The sequence below is a fragment of the Methanobrevibacter sp. genome, from assembly GCF_030539555.1.
Taxonomy (GTDB): Archaea; Methanobacteriota; Methanobacteria; order Methanobacteriales; family Methanobacteriaceae; genus Methanocatella.
This window is the reverse complement of sequence record NZ_JAUNXX010000033.1, coordinates 1-17,198: the sequence shown is the minus strand read 5'-3', so window position 1 is coordinate 17,198 and position 17,198 is coordinate 1. Positions and strand designations below refer to the sequence as shown.

The following is a 17,198-nucleotide window of genomic DNA, read 5'->3' as shown; positions in this document are numbered from 1 at the left end:
TTCTTTCCTAATAGACTCAAATAATTCCTCTTCACGTTCTTTCAAATACTCAAAAAGCAAATCTGACATAAAAACCCTACCCATAAATTTTTTAAATAATCCAATATCTCCATCTGCAATTATATCCGCTACAACATACTGACATTGTTTAATACGTGTTTGTTCGTCATTATTGAAAATTTCATTATTATTAACAATGTCAAAGACTTCAAATGCCATTTTAACCTTATCAACATTTCCCATTAATGGGATGAAAATTAAATCATAATGGTCACTTGCTGATAATCTCTCTTTATTTTCAATTTTATTTTTAATGTTAATTAATTTTTCTAAACCATTATATTCTGAATAGAAAAATAATTCTGGTTTGAATTTAAATTCCTCCGAGATTAATGCAACCTTTTCCGATTGGACTCTCGAACCTGTCGAGATAATTTTTGTTTCGACATATCGACCGCTGACTACCCTCAAATTTACTGCATATTGAGCGCATCTCAAGAGAAACTCCTCATCCAAATCCCCTGTTTGAAATTCAATATTAACTAATGTTCCATCATCGAGTTCCAAAACACCATCCATGAATTTGCTTTGAAATGTGGGAATTATCAATTCAGTAGGATGAAACCTTTTAATTTTGCGAGTGTCTCCCATTGCAAATAGAATTTCTTGTGCAAAAGATATTAATGACAATTTTTGTAGTTTGTCATATCTATTTTTAATAAACATTTTTCCACCATATTTTTTTATATATGGCATACCGGTATACGCAAGAATATATTGGATTTTAAAAGTATATAAATCGTTTAGTTATAAATTAAAGCAATTTTTGATGGTTAATGCAATATTAAAGACTTATTACAATTTTTTAAAAATATATCAATAACTTTAAATATTAACACTTGTATATACAAGAGTATAGTTGCATATGCAAGAGAGGTAAATTATGGAGAAAAATTCAAATGTAGAAATGATTACAGGAGACCCTAAAAAAGCTATAAACAAATTATCCCTACCAATTATAGCCAGTATGTTTTTGATATTCATAAATAACATTATTGACAGTATTTGGGTATCTGGACTTGGTGCAGAACCATTGGCTGCACTCGGATACATTACACCGCTGTTCATGATTCTGGTAGGATTCGGAAATGGACTGGGAGCCGGTGGCAATTCACTCATATCACGTTATATCGGAGCAGAAGACAAACCATCGGCAAACAATGCGGCAATACACAACTTAATATTAAGCTTGATATTCTCAATTGTCGTTTCAATAATATTTTTAACATTCATGAAACCACTTCTCATCATGATGGGAGCAAGCAGTGTCATAAATTATGCAACGGACTATGGATTCATAATATTCGTCTGGACATTTGCTATATTGATGCCACCGATTGTAGGAGGGGCATTCAGAGCAGAAGGAGACATTAAAAGAGCAACCATACCAATAGCTCTGGCCGCAATAATCAACATGATTTTGGATCCCATATTCATCTATACATTTGGAATGGGAATTAAAGGAGCCGCATGGGCAACCGCATTGGGACCATTTATAAGTTTACTTTTAATGTTTTATTGGATATTCGTTAAAAAGGACACATACCTTTCTTATAACTTCAAGGACTTCCATAACGATTTAAAAATGTATAAGGACATTCTGGTTGTTGGTATTCCGGCAAGTCTGGAACAACTGGTCTTGTCTGTCTTAACAATATTTGTAAATTACATGCTTACACTCGTGTCAGGACCGGTGGCAGTGGCGGTTTATACCGCAGGATGGAGAATAGTAAATATCGGAATGCTTCCGGCAATCGGCATTGGAACTGCAGCAATATCAGTTGCGGGAGTGGCCTATGGAGCAAGAAAATATGAAAACTTAAGGGTGACCGCCAGATATGCCGTTAAAGTAGCATTGATAGCTTCAATAATAGTATGCATTATCTTGAACGTTTTCGCAAATCAGATAGCGTTCATATTTTCATATTCCGAAAACAGCGCTCAATTGGCGCCACTAATAGCCAGCTTCCTGCAGTTGATGTGCTTATTCATACTGTATGTTCCATTTGGAGCAAGTGCCGGTAACGTATTTCAGGGCGTCGGTAAGGGAACAATCTCCTTTATCCTAACAACCTTCAGGGAATTCATACTGGTATTGATCTTTGCATATCTTTTAGGATTCACATTCAATATGGGAGAATTCGGAATATACTGCGGAATGCTTTTAGGCGGTGGAATAGGCTCATTGATATGTTATGCATGTATCGAGCTGTACATCAATAAATTGATTAGAGGTAGTGAGCATGTTTGATGAAAACATTCCAACAGTTCCTTTCATCTCCATAATTTACAGGGAACATGCAAAGTACCTAAACGAAAAGGTAAAGGATGAAGGTTTAAGCTTCGGACTTTACCCATTGCTGATAAAGATATATCAGACTGAGGGAATCATTCAGGAACAATTGGCTCAAATTTTCCATTTAAATGAAAGTACAATAACAAGAAACCTGAAAAAACTCGAAGAAAAAGGATTTATTACTAGAATTCAAGATAAAAGAACAAAAAGAGTTGAAGTCACTGAAAAAGGAGCAAAAACAGCCAAAAAAGTAATGGATTATGATGAAGAGTGGGATGAAAAAATCAAAGATTTAATTGGTATAAACGAATACGATAATTTAAAAGGTACATTAAGAAAAATCTCAGAGGAATTGATATGAACCAGACAATACACGATTTGAAAACAAGAAGAAGCATACGCAAATTCAAAGACGAACAAATCTCAGACGATGATTTGAAAATAATTTTAGAGACTGGAACATATGCACCAACCGGAAGAGGCGCACAATCTCCAAAAATTGTTGTTATTCAAGACGAAGAGAAAATCAAGGAATTGTCAGCATGGAACAGAAGCTTTTTCCCTGTTGAAGTTCCAGAAGATTTAGATCCTTTTTATGGTGCAAAAACACTACTAATCGTCTTGGCAGACAGCGAGATGCCAACATGGATTGAGGATGGAGCCAGTGTATTGACGGTTTTAGTTAATGCTGCTCATGCAGTCGGTGTTGGAAGCTGTTGGATTCACAGGGCGCGTGATGAATTTTCATCCCAAAAAGGTAAGGAACTTTTAAAGGAATGGGGAATTCCTGAAAGATATGAGGGAGTAGGTCATGTTGTTTTAGGCTATCCCGACATGGAAGCTCCAAAGCCATTGCCTAGAAAAGAAGATTACATCCACTTTGTGGATTAAGATTGCCCAAAAACTGTTAAAAAACGAGGAAAAAAAGCATGAAAAGAAATCATGCTTTTAAAAATTATGGAAAAAAAGGGATAATGAGAGGAAATACTAATTTATTTCCTTTTTCTAACTACGCATGCACCACCTAGAACGGCACATACACCTAATAGGAGTAAAATTGGGTTACCGGTTGCAGGCATGGTGTGTTGTGCAGTTGCATTAACGTTTTCACCTGCAGCATCTGCAGTTGCATTTCCGGTTGCGTTAATGTCTCCACCAGCAGCGTAAGCGGTTGTGTTCATTGCTGCTTCATCGTGGTTTGCATCAGGAGGGACCATTGTGCCGTTGTGTCCATCTTCACTTCCGTCTAAGTAAGGATCAGCACCAGCTGCATGTTGTGCTTCATCGTGAGTGTTGTCCGGAGGAACAATTGTACCGTTGTGTCCATCTTCACTTCCATCCAGGTAGTCGCCGCTACCCTGACCTAAAACATCATCGGATGCGCTGACAGCGCATGCGGATAATATTACGCAGAAAACTGCAAGTATTGCGAATAATTTATTTTTGAGTTCCATTGTATCACCAAAGGTCTATTTTTAATTATTATTTTTTTATGATATTTGTTAATTTAAAATGTACAAGCGTTAATTTTTTGATTAACACTCCTTTGCACAAGTAAGTATATGAATAAGGATAGATATAAAGTTTTTCGAATGTAAGTGCTCACTTGCATCCTAAAATAATAAAAAATGAATAAATAAAAAGAATTATAAAAAAATAAGAAATTTAAAAAAGAAATATTGAATTTAAAAGGTTTTTAAATAAATTCATATAAAAAAAGAATAAAAAAAGATGAGTCAAAAATACTCATCTACATTTTTTCAGGTGCGCTAACACCTAAAATATCCAAAGCATTTTTAATTGTTGTTTTAGCCCTGTCAACTAAAATAAGTCTGGTATCTTCAACATCAGAGCCGATTACCTGTTCTGTTTTGTAGAACTTGTTGAATGAACCGGCAAGGTCCTGACAGTACTGTGTAATGTTATGAACTCTCTTCTTGTTGGCACAGTCTTCAACGACTTGCGGGAATTTAGCAATTTGTCTGATTAAATCTTGTTCCGCTTCATCAGGAACCCAATCATCACTGACGCTTAATGAAGCGATGTCCTTGCCTGACTTTGCAAGCAGTTTGCATGCCCTTGCATGTGCATATTGAATTGAAGCGCAACCCCTTTCAAAGCTTAATGCTTCATCCCATTTGAATGTCAGGTGTTTTTCAGGAGATAATTTAGCAATAAAGAATCTTATAGCTCCAATACCAATTTCTTCTGCCATAGGTGCAATTTCTTCATCACTTAAATCAGGGTTTCTTGATTTGATTTCATCATGTGCTCTTAAAACCGCCTCATCAATCAATTCATCAACAGATACGAATTTTCCTTTTCTTGTTGACATTGACCCTTCAGGAAGTGTAATGAATTCATAAAATATTACTTCAGGTGCAGTTTGTCTGAATATCTCTTCAAAAATTACTTTAATTTGTTTTGCAGCCAATTTATGGTCTGACCCTAAAATGTCAAGTACAGTATCGCCTAAAGTGGCTTTATATTTATGATAAGCCAAATCACGAGTGGAGTAAAGTGAAGTGCCGTTGGATCTTCTGAGAACAAACTCTTTTTCTATATTAAAATCTGTTAAGTCAATATATAACACATCATCTTCTCGGGTAAATCCTTCCCTTTGAATATAATTTACCAAATCATCAACTTCCCCGTTTCTTACAAACTGACCTTCCCATACAAAATCATCATGTTTGATATTCATTCTTAAAAGGGATTCTTTCATTCCACTGATGCATTTAGAAACAACATCTTCAAAGACTTTATTTAACTCCTCGTCTGAACCTTCTTCGTATTTTTGGATTAATTCATCGACTTTTGCATTTAATGCCTCATCCTCTTCAACAGCCTTGTTTGCATCAAAGTATAATTTTCCGATTTTGTGGTCAATTTTGTCTCCTTCATAATCGTCAATATTTAAACCGCATTCAGTAATGCCGCAAACAATAATAGCTATTTGTCTTCCCATATCATTTACATAATATTGGGTTATTACATCCCTTCCAGCCAATTTCAGTAATCTTGAAAGTGAATCTCCAAAAATTGAGTTTCTAATGTGCCCAATGTGTAACGGTCCGTTAGGATTTGCTGAAGTATGTTCCAAAACTATTTTTTCACCATATTCAGGTAGCTGACCGTAATTCTCATCAACTTTTTCCAATAGAAGTTTTGAAAATTTGGAATAATCAATGAAAAAATTAACATAAGGACCAAAATTCTGAACTTTAGAAAAGATTTCTGGAACTTCGATTTTTTCAACCAAATCTGCTGCAACTTCCGGAGGAGAAGTTCTTAATTTTTTAGTTAGTGAAAAAGCAATAGTACTTGCCAAGTCACCTAAATTAGGATTAGGTGGAAATTCCAACTTAAAATTTCTATCTACTTCTACATCATACTGATCCAATGCTTTATTGATAGCATCAATCGCCTGTTTTTCAATCTCAAAATACATTAACTCACCTTATAATCATTATAAACCCCTTAACCAAAGGGAAAGATAACCTATTTTTGGAATTACAACTAAATTATCACCAATAGTTACAACTTTTGACTGAATCTGGTCTGGTGAAACATAATACGGATCCGGAGACTTATTATTATCCCCCTTAATCATATACATCGTAGTTCCATTAATGGATACAATATCAATCACTCTATGAATTACTGGCTGATTAAACCATTTTGCATCATAAACAACAACATCTCCTTTTTGGATATCTTTAACATCAAATTCATGAATTCCAAAGAAATCTGCCTTTTCAACCAATACGATATCTCCTCTATAGAATGCAGGTTCCATACTGCCTGAAACAACAACATTCAAATGTTGTGCAGCAATTAGAACTATTATTAGAATTACTGCATATGATGCAATTTCTTTCCAATCTGTCACAAAAACACCTTATTTATTTTTCTTAAAAGCAACTTCAAGAGCAACTTCAATAGCTTCAACAGTTTTTTGAATGTCTTCCATACTATGTGCTTTTGAAATAAAATTACATTCAAACTGACTAGGAGGTATAAAAACTCCTTCTTTTAACAGTGCCCTGAAGTATCTTAAAAATCTGTCAGCATCACTGGCTTTAGCATCACTATAATTGTAAACTTCTGCAGGATTGAAATAAATCTGAAACATTGAAGCAAGTCCTACAGGCTGAATATTATATTGCTCTTCATCAATAATTGATGCTACACCACTTCTTAAGAAATTACCTTTATTTTCTAAATCTTTATAAAAAGCATCATCCAGCTGAGTCAGGGTAGAAATTCCAGCTTGAACTGAAATCGGATTTCCTGAAAAAGTACCTGCCTGATAAACAGGGCCGTTAGGTGCAATCAATTCCATGATTTCTCTTTTTCCACAAAAAGCACCCATAGGAAGTCCTCCACCTACAATTTTACCAAGTGTTGTCAAATCCGGAGTTACGCCATAGTATTCCTGAGCTCCACCGCGGGAAGCTCTAAAACCTGTTATAACCTCATCGAAGATAAGAACAATTCCATTTTCCTCTGTGATTTTTCTTACAAACTCCAAAAATCCAGGTTTTGGTTCAATGCAACCTACATTACCCATAACAACTTCCATTATGAGACATGCAATATTTTCTCCTTCTTTTTCTATTAACTCTGTTAATGCTTCTTCATCATTGAATGGAACAGACAAAGTATTTTTAGTGGTATCAACCGGTATGCCTGCAGAATCAGGTAAACATGCTGCACCGGAACCGCCTTTAACCAATACATAATCATGAGCACCGTGATAAGCTCCTTCAAATTTGATTATTTTATCTCTTCCGGTAAAACCACGGGCTACACGTATTGCACTCATTGTGGCTTCAGTTCCACTGTTTGCAAATCTAACCATTTCAGCGGAAGGAATCCTATCAACAACTTCTTTTGCAAGTTTAATCTCATTTTCAGTTGGAGCGCCATATGCACTTCCAATGGCTAATTGAGCAGACACTTCCCTTACAACTTTAGGGTCTGCATGACCTAAAATTAATGGTCCATATGCTAAACAATAATCGATATAGGAATTATTGTCCACATCTACAATTTTTGAACCTCCTGCTCTTTCAACAAAAAAGGGATAAGGCTTGAACGCACGTACAGGAGAGTTTACTCCTCCCGGAAAATAATTTTTAGATTCATTGAACAATTCTTCAGAATACATTTTTTTCACCTTATAAATGTTGTATTAATGAATTTACACAAGCAACAGCAATTGGTGTACCGCCTTTAGGGCCTTCAACCACAATATTTGGAATATTTGAATTTTTTAAAGCTTCCTTTGAATCAGCGGCCCCTACAAAACCAACAGGAACTCCAACTATGGCTTTAAGATTCATTTCACCTTTTTGATATAAATCCATAGCTTCAAAAACAGCTGTTGGAGCATTACCTGAAACAACAATACCTTCAAAATCATTCATAGCGGCATAGCGCATGGCAGCCGCAGCCCTTGTAATTTGATGGTCTTTAGCTATTTTTTTAACTTCTTCATTTTTAATATAACACTCCACTTCTCCAGAATATTGTGTGATTCCATATTTAACCATATTAATATCAGTTAAAATGGTTTCATTATTTCTTAAAGAAGCCATAGCTGCATCCACAAAATCTGAACTCATATGTACCAGTTTTGCATACTCAGGATCAGCAGTTGAGTGAACAATCCTTTCCACAATGTCCCTTTCAGCAGGATTTAAATCTTTTATGTCATCTCCAATAAGGCCACGGATAATTTCCCTACTTTTTGTAGCGATATCCAAACCTTGTTTAGTTGAAGCACCCATGAACATTTTGTCTGTCATATTATAACTATTAGTTAAAATATATGTTAAATATTTTGTTATATACTTAAAGAAATTAATTCTAAATACAAATTTTCCAAAATTATTTTTTGCCGGCAGACAAACCCGCAAGATAACCTGTAGAAAAAGCAATTTTTAAGTTATAACCGCCTGTTGGGCCATGCAAATCTAAAATCTCACCTGCAAAATACAAATTAGGAATTAAAGTTGATTCAATGGTTTTCGGATTGACGTTTGATAAATCAATTCCGCCAATGGTCACCTTTGCTAAATTCTCATTAAACCCATTTATTTCAAAAGTAAATCGTTTTAAATTTTCAATCAACGCGTTTTTACTTTTCTTATTAATTCTTGAAAGTTGAGTTTCACCATCCAAACCTATCTCATCCAAAAAGAAATCGATGAACTTGTTTGTTAAAAATAGCTTCAAGTAGTTTTTAATCATTGTCTTTCCCTTATGTTGAAAATCGAGTGAAAATTTTTCTTTTAAATCTTCCCGAGTAAGACCAGAGCATAGATCTATTGCAATTTCAACATTTACATCAGGATTTTCATCTAATAAGTTATAACTTATACTTTTTGAAATTTCATTACTGATGTTTATAATTCCGGGACCGGTTAGACCAACGTGAGAAATCAAAACATTACCTTTAACTTTGACCTTCTTATAACTTATAACAACATCATAAAGGGTAACACCAGCAATGTCTGACAAGTCTTTTTTGGTAATCAATGGAACCAGACCATATTTAATGTCCGTTATTGGCTGGGAGGTTAAAAAGTAATTTTTCGGACTGCATCCTGTGTGCGGATAAGTTATGCCTCCTGTGGCAACTATTACCTTATCGGCCTTAATTTCACCATTGATAACAAAATTATCAGTGATTGACGTGACCTCATAATTGTAACTTATTACAACATCTTTGAGGTTATCACTTATAACTTCTAACACGTCACCTGACTTTTCAGTTTCTGGAAAAATTCTATTGTCATCCTCTTCAATAAAGTTTAAGCCATTATCTTGAAAAAATGAAAGCAGTTTTTCATTGCTGAGAGTATAAAAAGAGTGTTTTAAAAAATTTTTATTGTCAAAAGAATTCAATAGCTTTTTTACTGGCTTATTATTAGTGATATTACATCTTCCTCCACCAGTAAGCAATAATTTACGTCCTAAAGATGGATTTTTTTCAAGTAATATGACTTTAGAAGTCTTACTGGCAGCCATTGCGGCCATCATCCCAGCAGGACCTCCGCCAATAACAGCTATATCATATTCTTTCATTTTAATCAAAAAAAGAAAATTTAAGGAGTTAATCTGTGTCTGTCTCTTGGGAAGAGTACACATTCACGGATGTTTTCAGCACCGGTAAGAACCATAGTTAACCTGTCGGCACCTACACCCCAACCTGCATGAGGAGGCATACCATATTCGAATGCTTTAAGATAGCTTCCAAATCCAGCAGGGTTTAATCCTCTTTCTTCAATTTGTTTTACGAGTAAATCATATTGGTGAACACGAGTAGCACCGGAAGATAACTCCAAATTATTGTACATTAAATCAAATGCATGAGAGTATTGCTCTTCTCCTTCAACCGGCATTACATAAAACGGTTTGATTTCAGACGGCCACCTAGTTAAGAAGTAGAATCCTCCCATAGTATCACCTAATGCTTTTTCAGCTTCACGGGACAAGTCTTCTCCCCATTCCATGGTCACATCTTTAGAGTTTACAATATCTACTGCTTCATCATAAGTAACAACAGGGAAATCTCCTTTAGGAACTTCCAATTCATGACCTAAAATGTCCAATTCATCAGCGCAGTTTTCGTTGATGTCTTTTATAACATTGATGAGCATGTCATTTAAGATTTTCATTACATCTTCATCATCAGCAAATGATGCTTCCGCATCGATAGAAACAGCTTCGTTCAAGTGTCTTAAAGTGTCGTGCTCTTCTGCTCTGAAAATTTGACCTATTTCAAATACTTTATCCATTCCGGCTCCCATCATCATCTGTTTGTATAATTGAGGGGATTGACCTAGGAATGCTTCTTTTTCAAAGTAAGTAATTGGGAATAATTCTGTTCCTCCTTCTGTAGCTGATGCTACAAGTTTAGGAGTGTTAATTTCATAAAATCCATTATCATAGAAGAAATCTCTGATAGTATGGAACATCTGACCTTTGATTTTGAATATTGCAGAAACGTTTTCTTTTCTGATATCTAAAAATCTTGAATCTAGCCTGGTATCGATTCCAGCTTTTACTTTTTCTGTTGGATCCATTGGTAAAGGTTGGTTAGCCAAGTTTAATACTTTAATTTCTTTTGGTAAAATTTCAACACCGTTTGGTGCTTTTGGAGCTTCCTGAACTGTACCTTTAATAGCTACAACAGATTCTTTTCTGAATTCTCTTAATTCTTCTAATATTTCTTCGCCTACTTTTTTACTTGGAGCTGTTACTTGAACTCTGCCTGTTACATCACGAATGATGACGAACATGATTCCACCGAAGTCACGGATTTCATGTACCCAACCCATGATGGTAATGTCACTACCTGCAATTTCAGGAGTGCATTCTTTAGCATAGTTTGTTCTTCTCCAATCTTTTAATAAACCTTGCAAATTATTCACCTCGAGGTCTGTAAAAATAATTTAATTATATAATTAAAACTTTAAAAAAAGTGTTGTCTAAGTTTATAGGCAAAACCCATAAACCACGCTCATTAGACAACTATTTATTACCTAATTTTTTTCTTTTGTAAAGAAAGTATAGAATATGATTAAATCACATTCTGAATATAATTTAGATTTGCATAATATATAAAGTTTACTAAACTAGCTAAAATTAGGTATTTTTTAAAAATAAGAACAATTACAGCTTGAATTTAAATAAGGTTGGGAAAAATTACGCAAAACTTCCAGCGAGCGAACCTTGAAAAATCACGACCCAACCTTACAAAATTCAACCACCATACTAGATAACACTATCAATTACTGAAGTGTTTCAAGATTACAATAACATCAAGAGTTATCAAGACAATATCAAGTGCAATCAATACGTTGCACAATGACTAACCCCCTTCTACAAAAGAGAAAACAAAACATAACTTCATTTCCAATTAGGCAATTAAGTTATTAATTTATCTATTAACATCTATCTATCAGATTAATAATATTTAAAGCTGTTAGAATTTTATTTTACAAAATTAAAGTGAAATTGTAAATTTATATTTAAATTAAAAAAATAATATGAAAAAAAGTGTTGTCTAAAGAATAATTAGACAACCTAATCATCTTTTAATCTAGTTTTAAATGAATTTGCATGAGCAAAAAATCCTTCATATTCAGCAATAGGAACAGAAGTCTTTGACAATTCCTTTAAACCATCTTTAGTAATTCTTTGAACTGTTGGTTTTTTAATAAACGCTTCAGTTGAAAGACCGGAATACATCTTTGCCCCTCCGCCGGTAGGCAAAACATGATTAGTTCCTGACCCATAATCACCGGCTGCAACAGGCGAATATGCACCTAAAAATATGGAACCTGCGTTGTTAATGTGTGATAATGTTTCGTCATCGTCCTTTGTGGATATGATTAAATGTTCAGGAGCATATTCATTAGTAACATGAATAGCTTCTTTAAAAGTGTCAGTGATAATGATTTTTCCACTTTTTGATAATGACTCTTCAATAATCTCACGCCTTGGAGCAACTTCGGTCATTTCTTTTACAAATTCATCAGTTTTAATAGCTAAATCTTCATCATCAGTTACTAAAAAACAGGATGCATTAGGGTCATGTTCTGCTTGTGCTAATATATCAGTTGCCAAAAATTCTGGATTTGCAGAAGAATCAGCCAATATTAACACTTCTGAAGGTCCTGCCGGAAACTCTATATCTACTTGACCATATACCAATTTCTTTGCTGCAGTCACGAATATATTTCCAGGACCTACAATCTTTTCCACACGAGGTATGGATTCTGTTCCATATGCAAGTGCTGCAATTGCCTGAGCTCCACCAACCTTGTAAATTTCATCAGCCCCCGCAATATCTGCTGCTACCAAAATAGCATCTAAAATTTTAGCATCCTTTTGAGGAGGAGTAACACAGACTACCTTTTCAACTCCAGCAATTTTTGCAGGTATTACAGTCATTAATATTGATGAAGGATAGGCTGCCCTACCACCTGGTATGTAACATCCTGCAGAGTTGATAGGCCTTACAATTTGACCGGCAACAATTCCAGGATTTACTTCCATTTCCCACTCAGATGGAATTTGCTTTTTGTGAAATTTTTCTATGTTTGATGCCGCCTGTTTAAGTGCGACAAGTAATTCATCATCCAAAGTATCATAAGCCTCTTCAATTTCATCTTTGGATACTTTCAAATTTTCTATTGTAACACCATCAAATTTTTCTGTATATTCCCTAATAGCATTATCCTTATTAACTTTAACATTGTTTAAAATATCAGATACGATGTCTAATACATTGTTTACGTCTTCTTCTGATCTTTTAATAGTTTCAGATAAATCTATATCAGAATAGTTAAGTATTTCCATTATAACTACCTCATTATAGCCCCAGTATCAGCAGAGTGGACTAATTTTTGATATATTGCCAACCATCCTGTAACATCGCTTTCAGGGTGTTTAACTTCCATTAATCTTTTTTCGATTTCTTCATCAGACAATTCCACATTAATTAATCTATTGTTAATGTCAATTTCAATTATATCCCCATTTTGGATAGCGGCAATAGGACCGTTTTCTCTTGCTTCTGGAGATACATGTCCAATGCAAGGCCCTCTAGTTCCGCCAGAGAAACGTCCATCAGTTATTAATCCAACATCTTTAATATTCATTCCAGCAAGAGCTGAAGTTGGATTTAACATTTCACGCATTCCAGGGCCACCTTTCGGTCCTTCATACCTGATTACAACAATATCTCCTTCTTCAATTTCATGGTCGAAAATTGCTTTTGTAACATCTTCTTCACTGTTATATACTTTTGCAGGTCCTTTAAGATGCATTAAATTATCTGCAACAGCTCCTTTTTTAACTACACTACCATTTGGAGCAAGATTACCTTTCAATATTGCAATTCCACCATCTTCATGTACTGGATTATCAAGCGTATGAATAACATTAACATTTTTATTCTCAACAGTTTCTAAATTCTCTGCAATAGTTTTTCCAGTTACAGTTAATTGATTGGTATCAATTTTATCTCCAAGAGTTTTCAATACTGCCTGAATACCACCAGCCAAGTGTAAATCCATCATGGAATCTTCACCGGCGGGAGAAATTAATGCAATATGAGGAACATTTCTAGAAATTTCATCGAACAATTCTAAATCCACATCCACCCCTTCAACTTCACTTGCAATAGCAGGAATATGAAGAGCAGTGTTAGATGATCCTCCTAATGCCATGTCAACTGCAATTGCATTGTTGAAAGATTCCTGTGTTAAAATATCTGAAGGTCTGATATCTTCTTCAACAAGTTTAATGATTTGCTTTCCAGATTCAAATGCAATTTGATTGTTTTCTTCAGTTCTTGCGTGAGTAGTTGCACAGGTTGGAAGTGACAAACCAAATGTTTCAGTTATGCAAGCCATTGTATTTGCAGTAAACAGACCGGAGCAACTTCCGGCACCGGGACAGGCACATTTTTCAAGTTCAATTACTTCATCTTCAGTCATTTTTCCAGCAGAATATGCGCCAACAGCTTCAAAAACAGTGATCAAATCAGCAGGTTTACCATTGTACTGCCCAGATTTCATTGGACCGCCAGTAACAACAATACTTGGTACATTTACACGTGCTGCACCCATAATCATTCCTGGAACCACCTTATCACAACTTGGAATTAAAACAAGTCCATCGAATGCATGACCTTTTGTCATACTTTCAACGGTTGCGGCAATGATTTCCCTTGAAGGAAGTGAGTATTTCATGCCCTCATGGTTCATACTGATTCCATCACAAACCGCCATAGTATCAAATTCAAATGGAATGCCTCCAGCTGCAATAATTCCCTCTTTTACAAATTCAACAAGTTCTTTTAAGTGAATATGACCTGGAACAATATCTGTAAAACTGTTTGCTATTCCAATAAATGGCTTTTTAAAATCTTCATCATCAAGTCCACATGCTCTTAGAAGAGACCTGTGCGGAGCCCTTTGAATTCCTTTTTTAACACTATCACTTTTCATTTAATCACACATTTAATTTAATCATAAATATTTATATCTTTCATAACTTTTAAAATATTTGAATCAAGTGAAAATTAGAGATATAATTAATATTATGTAGATTAGTCAATTGAATTTAGAAAAGATATAATGATGAATCAATTTATTGAAAAGAAGGATTTAATAAAATCATTGTTTTTAATGTTAATGTAAAATTTCAATAGGAATATTCAATTAAATGATGGTTAAAAATTTTTGTAAAAAATAAAAAAGTATGGGAAAATAAATTTCCCAATTAATATTTTCTTCTTAAACTTACACCTGCAATAGCCAGTAAAGCTAAAAGAACCATTACTATCGGATTACCTGCTGCATGCATAGTTGGAGTTGAAGTTTTTGGAGTGTTCGGAGTGTTATGGTCCGGTACATCTTTTACAACTTGAACAGTAGAACTGTCGTGATTGTTATCAAGGTTTGGATCTGGAGTTTCACTCACAACTTCTGCATAGTTAATGACTTCACCTTCAGACAATGCTCTGAATATAACAATTAAAGTTACACTTTCACCATTTTCCAAATCACCGATATCCCACATTCCAGTTTTTTCATTGAATTTTCCAACACTATATTTTGCTGAAATAAATTCAACATCACCGGCATCAAGAATATCCTGTACATAAACACCGCTAGCTTTATCCGGACCATGATTTGTTACAGTAATAGTCCAAATGATAATGTCACCTACTCTAACTTTATCTCTGTTTGCAACTTTAGTCAATTCTAAATCTGCGGAAGCAGATGCCTTTTTGACTTTGATTACCTCATTATCCTTATTATTTGTTTTATCAGGGTCATAGGTAGATGTGTGTGCAATGACAGTATTTTTAATTGTACCGCTTGAAACCAATACTCTAGTAGTTAAAGTTAAAGTAGCAGTGTCTCCATTGTTTAAATCTCCGATTGTCCAGATTTCATTTAAGAAGGCACCTTTGCTTCCTCTTGCAGAAATCAATCTCAATCCTTCAGGGATGAACTCTTCAACATATACATTTTCAGCAACATCCGGACCGAAGTTGGTTACAACAATAGTCCATGTAATTATATCTCCTTTAGAAGGATTAGGATTAGATACTGTTTTAATTACACTGATGTCAGCTTCAGGGTCAACAGCAGTTGTATCATTGTCTTTGTTGTTTTCTGTATTGTTATCAACAGTGCTTGAGTTTACAACAGCAACATTAATAACATTACCATTAGTGAAATCAACCAAAGTGCGGATTACTAAAGTAGCTGTTTTACCATTAGCTAAATCTCCAATAGTCCAGATACCAGTATCTGCATCATAATTACCATTAGATCTAATAAATACTAATCCGTTAGGTAATTTATCTGTTACGGTTACATCTTTAGCTGTGTCAGGACCGTTGTTTGTTACTTTAATTGTCCAATAAATTACATCTCCCTTGTGAGGATTACTGTTGGATACAACTTTAATAATTTCCAAATCAGCAATTGATTTTACTTCAGTGGAGTTATTAGCCTTGTTATTGCTCATATCAGGATCATATACGCCGCTGGTTACAGTAACATTGTTTACTATTACCATTCCGGTAGTGTTGACTTTTGTTATAATGTGTAAAACACGGGTTTCACCATTTGCCAAGTAATCGATTGTCCAGATACCGGTTTCAGGGTCATAATCACCATCTGAGCTTACAAAGATTAATGAATCAGGCAAGTTATCTTTTACAACAACATCACTAGCACCGTCAGGACCATGGTTGGTCATTGTAATAGTCCATTCAACAAATTGGTCTTTCATACATTCTGTTGCATTAACCTCTTTGACTACACCAATGTCCGCTTCAGGAGGAACAGTAGTAGTGTTGTTAGCAACATTGTTGGTTTTATTTGAATCCGGAGTGTCTGAAGTTACATTAACAACATTAATAATTGTTTTATTAGTAGCATTTATTTCAGTGCTAATTGTCAATGTTTGAGATTCGCCATTAGCCAAGCTTGCAATAAACCAGGTTAATTTGTTTGAATCGAATAATCCTTTAGTAGTTGTGTGAGCTTTGTAAATTAAGTCTTTAGGTAAGATATCATTTACATAAACGTTTTCTGCTGCATCAGGACCATGATTGGTTACAATAACAGTCCAGGCGATAATGTTACCTTTGTGAGCAGTTGTGTTGGATACAAGTTTTACAACTCCCAAATCAGCTTCAGCAGGAACGTCAACTGTTTCATTGTCTTCATTATTAGTTTCATTAGGGTCGTAAGTAGTTGAGTTAACGACTACAATGTTTGTAATGTTTTTGTTTGTAACATTGACTAAAGTTTCGAAGTCGAATGAAGTAGTTTGATATGCCTCTATTTCAGGAATGAAAACTGTTATATTTCTTGAAGTGAGTACTTTTCCGTTTTCAATTACTAAAAGACCTTCAGGAATTTCATCAAATATTGTTACATTTACCGCTGCATCAAGACCGTTGTTTGTAACAGTAATCGTCCAGATAATTACATCTCCTTTTGCAGGAGTTGAATTGCTTACTGTTTTAATTACTGCCAGATCAGCTTCAGGTGAAACATCAGTAGTGTTATTTGCTTGATTATTGGTTTTGTTTGAATCAGGAGTATCTGAAGTCACGTTAGCTACATTTGTAATGTTTTTATTTGTAATGTTTACAATTGTAGTTATGATTAAACTTGCAGATTTGCCATTTGCCAAATCACCTACTGTCCATTCACCAGTAACCGGATTATAAGCACCGTTTGAACCTGCAAATATCAGGCCGTCAGGCAATTTATCAGTTACTTTCACGTTT

Annotated in this window: 14 protein-coding genes; 3 read left to right on the top strand and 11 right to left on the bottom strand. The window is 34.7% G+C overall.

Going from position 1 to position 17,198, the window contains the following annotated elements; genetic code table 11:
- Window positions 1-726 (bottom strand): hypothetical protein (locus Q4Q55_RS06950; protein WP_303372101.1); only part of this gene is annotated, 726 nt, incomplete at its 3' end.
- A 217-nt stretch (window positions 727-943) separates the two neighbouring features.
- On the opposite strand from Q4Q55_RS06950, the gene Q4Q55_RS06945 reads away from it, so the two are divergent.
- From Q4Q55_RS06945 to Q4Q55_RS06935, 3 genes are read left to right on the top strand one after another with little or no spacing between them, the layout of a single operon-like run.
- Window positions 944-2,311 (top strand): MATE family efflux transporter, encoded by a 1,368-nt coding sequence (locus Q4Q55_RS06945; protein WP_303372100.1) that lies wholly within the window; start codon window positions 944-946, stop codon window positions 2,309-2,311.
- On the top strand, window positions 2,304-2,717 hold the full coding sequence (locus Q4Q55_RS06940; protein WP_303372099.1) for a MarR family winged helix-turn-helix transcriptional regulator: 414 nt from the start codon (window positions 2,304-2,306) through the stop codon (window positions 2,715-2,717). Before Q4Q55_RS06945 ends, Q4Q55_RS06940 begins: the two co-directional genes overlap by 8 nt.
- Entirely contained in the window at window positions 2,714-3,247 is a 534-nt protein-coding gene (locus Q4Q55_RS06935; RefSeq protein ID WP_303372098.1) for a nitroreductase, read from the top strand. Before Q4Q55_RS06940 ends, Q4Q55_RS06935 begins: the two co-directional genes overlap by 4 nt.
- Window positions 3,248-3,348: 101 nt before the next feature.
- Here the strand turns inward: Q4Q55_RS06935 and Q4Q55_RS06930 are convergent, their stop codons facing one another.
- The 10 genes from Q4Q55_RS06930 to Q4Q55_RS06885 form a co-directional block, all read right to left on the bottom strand.
- Window positions 3,349-3,810 (bottom strand): LPXTG cell wall anchor domain-containing protein, encoded by a 462-nt coding sequence (locus tag Q4Q55_RS06930; protein ID WP_303372097.1) that lies wholly within the window; start codon window positions 3,808-3,810, stop codon window positions 3,349-3,351.
- A 296-nt stretch (window positions 3,811-4,106) separates the two neighbouring features.
- On the bottom strand, window positions 4,107-5,807 hold the full coding sequence (gene argS, locus Q4Q55_RS06925; protein WP_303372096.1) for an arginine--tRNA ligase: 1,701 nt from the start codon (window positions 5,805-5,807) through the stop codon (window positions 4,107-4,109).
- Between the two features lie 18 nt (window positions 5,808-5,825).
- A complete protein-coding gene (locus Q4Q55_RS06920; RefSeq protein WP_303372095.1) occupies window positions 5,826-6,248 on the bottom strand; it encodes a signal peptidase I in 423 nt (140 codons plus the stop codon).
- Between the two features lie 9 nt (window positions 6,249-6,257).
- Complete coding sequence (hemL, locus tag Q4Q55_RS06915; RefSeq protein ID WP_303372094.1) at window positions 6,258-7,529, bottom strand: glutamate-1-semialdehyde 2,1-aminomutase; 1,272 nt, start codon at window positions 7,527-7,529, stop codon at window positions 6,258-6,260.
- A 10-nt stretch (window positions 7,530-7,539) separates the two neighbouring features.
- Window positions 7,540-8,169: a cobalt-precorrin-8 methylmutase gene (locus Q4Q55_RS06910; protein ID WP_303372093.1), complete on the bottom strand. Its 630-nt coding sequence runs from the start codon at window positions 8,167-8,169 to the stop codon at window positions 7,540-7,542.
- A gap of 82 nt (window positions 8,170-8,251) precedes the next feature.
- Complete coding sequence (locus Q4Q55_RS06905) at window positions 8,252-9,451, bottom strand: aminoacetone oxidase family FAD-binding enzyme (RefSeq protein WP_303372092.1); 1,200 nt, start codon at window positions 9,449-9,451, stop codon at window positions 8,252-8,254.
- A gap of 20 nt (window positions 9,452-9,471) precedes the next feature.
- Window positions 9,472-10,791, bottom strand: a complete 1,320-nt coding sequence (gene aspS, locus Q4Q55_RS06900; protein ID WP_303372091.1) for an aspartate--tRNA(Asn) ligase — start codon at window positions 10,789-10,791, stop codon at window positions 9,472-9,474.
- A 664-nt stretch (window positions 10,792-11,455) separates the two neighbouring features.
- On the bottom strand, window positions 11,456-12,733 hold the full coding sequence (gene hisD, locus Q4Q55_RS06895) for a histidinol dehydrogenase (RefSeq protein ID WP_303372090.1): 1,278 nt from the start codon (window positions 12,731-12,733) through the stop codon (window positions 11,456-11,458).
- A gap of 5 nt (window positions 12,734-12,738) precedes the next feature.
- The gene (gene ilvD / locus Q4Q55_RS06890; protein ID WP_303372089.1) at window positions 12,739-14,388 is read right to left on the bottom strand and encodes a dihydroxy-acid dehydratase; all 1,650 of its coding nucleotides are present in this window, start codon (window positions 14,386-14,388) and stop codon (window positions 12,739-12,741) included.
- A 274-nt stretch (window positions 14,389-14,662) separates the two neighbouring features.
- On the bottom strand, window positions 14,663-17,198 hold a 2,536-nt coding region (locus Q4Q55_RS06885; RefSeq protein ID WP_303372088.1), incomplete at its 5' end, for a DUF11 domain-containing protein.